2 protein-coding genes are annotated in these 1547 nt (G+C 69.5%); one reads left to right on the plus strand and one right to left on the minus strand.

Going from position 1 to position 1547, the window contains the following annotated elements:
* The first annotated feature begins 548 nt into the window (after positions 1–548).
* Positions 549–761: a hypothetical protein gene (locus FMEAI12_RS36750; protein WP_071066777.1), complete on the plus strand. Its 213-nt coding sequence runs from the start codon at positions 549–551 to the stop codon at positions 759–761.
* A gap of 270 nt (positions 762–1031) precedes the next feature.
* Here the strand turns inward: FMEAI12_RS36750 and FMEAI12_RS29305 are convergent, their stop codons facing one another.
* Positions 1032–1520, minus strand: coding sequence for a DoxX family protein (locus tag FMEAI12_RS29305; protein ID WP_235014756.1), 489 nt, complete (start codon positions 1518–1520; stop codon positions 1032–1034).
* Positions 1521–1547: the final 27 nt, after the last annotated feature.

The raw sequence follows: 1547 nt of genomic DNA on the forward strand, positions 1-1547 counted from the left end.
TGGACCATCGGTACGGTGAAACCGCAGGTAGGACAGAGGAAGCGGTGGGGTCGGTGAGTGTTGAAGTGTGAGGTGCTGCCCGTTTTCGGGCAGGCCGCCGTGGCCCGGGCTGCTGGTCGGGGCCATGGCCTACTGGTCCCGACCACCGGTGTCATTCTGGGGTCGGGGCCCGCGTGCCGTCTACGGACGTGCGGCGGCGTGGCTGCGCGTTTCCGCTGGTAGATGACCTGTTCTCGCGGTTGGGGATGGAAATTGTGGGGCCGGGGATGGTGGGGTGGCGGTTCGCATTGTGTGCGGTTCTGCCCACTCTTCCTCTGTCCTACCTGCGGTTTCACCGTACCGATGGTCCAGGCTGCGGGTTGTGCGGTGCACGGACAGAGTAAAATTTTCCCTGTCTGGGACGCACACTGACCGATGATCTGCGAGTTCGCCACGCGGGCTTGTGTCGGGTTCGGGAGAATGCGAGGTTCTGGATCATCTTGCGGTAGCTGGCGCGCGACAGCGTGATGACCTGCTGGACGGCGCGGGGGTCATCGGAGGCCAGGGCGATGTCGGCGGAGGAGATCGTGACTCTCGCCGAGATCACCGGACCGCTGGCCTGTCCCCGACGGCTCTGGTGTGCGCTGACAATCTTCGCCAACGCCGCCCTGTTGCGCGCCGAACTGGGCCGAGCCGCCGAGACCGGGGCCGACCAGCCGCCGAATCATTCGGACGTCGCCACCAGCGGCGGATCGGACGAAGCGACGACGACGAACAACTGAGGTGGTCGCTCTACGTCACGGACCGCCACTCCGGCGAGTCGCTGGACGATCACGATCCGTACGCCACGTGTGTGGACTCCACTCGCACAGCGGTCGGCGCCGGTAAGGCGGACGCCGATCGGCACCGCCGGGGCGACGGAAACGGACGTCGGACGGCGCCGCCGGGAAAACGTGAACGGACGCCAGGCGGCACAGCCGAGGAGGCGGAATCGGCCGCCTGGTCTGGCCCGCCTGGCCTGGCCCGACCTCTGGCCACGCTGGCCGGGGATGTCAGCTGACTGCCAGGACGACGGCGGCACCGAGGCTGCCGAGCCCGACGGCGAACGCCATCTCGGGCAGCCCACCGTCGCGCCGCCGGAAGAGGCGGTCGAGTGCGAGCCGCCCCGCGCCGATCGCCGCTACCGCGGTCGCGACCACCGCGATACACAGCGGATACTCCATGCCGCCGTCGGTTGCCCACAGTCCCCGCGGCACGGTCACGATCATCGCATTGATCATCACGCCGATCACGGCCGCGGCCGCCAACGGAGTCAGCAGGCCCGCGGCCAGGCCGAGGCCGCCGAGGAGTTCGCCTGCGCCGGCCAGCCCGGCGAAGAAGGTGCCGGGGTGGTAACCAAGCTGGGTGAACCCGCTGCCGGTCGCGGTGAGGCCCTCGCCGCCGAACAGGCCGAAGAGCTTCTGCGCGCCGTGCCCGGCGAGCAGCAGGCCGAAGGTCATCCGTAGGAGCAGCAGCCCGAGGTCGCCGGCGGACACGGCCACGGGACGCGCGACGGGACTGCCGGCGAC

It is taken from the genome of Parafrankia sp. Ea1.12 (assembly GCF_900465275.1).
Lineage (GTDB): Bacteria > Actinomycetota > Actinomycetes > Frankiales > Frankiaceae > Parafrankia > Parafrankia soli.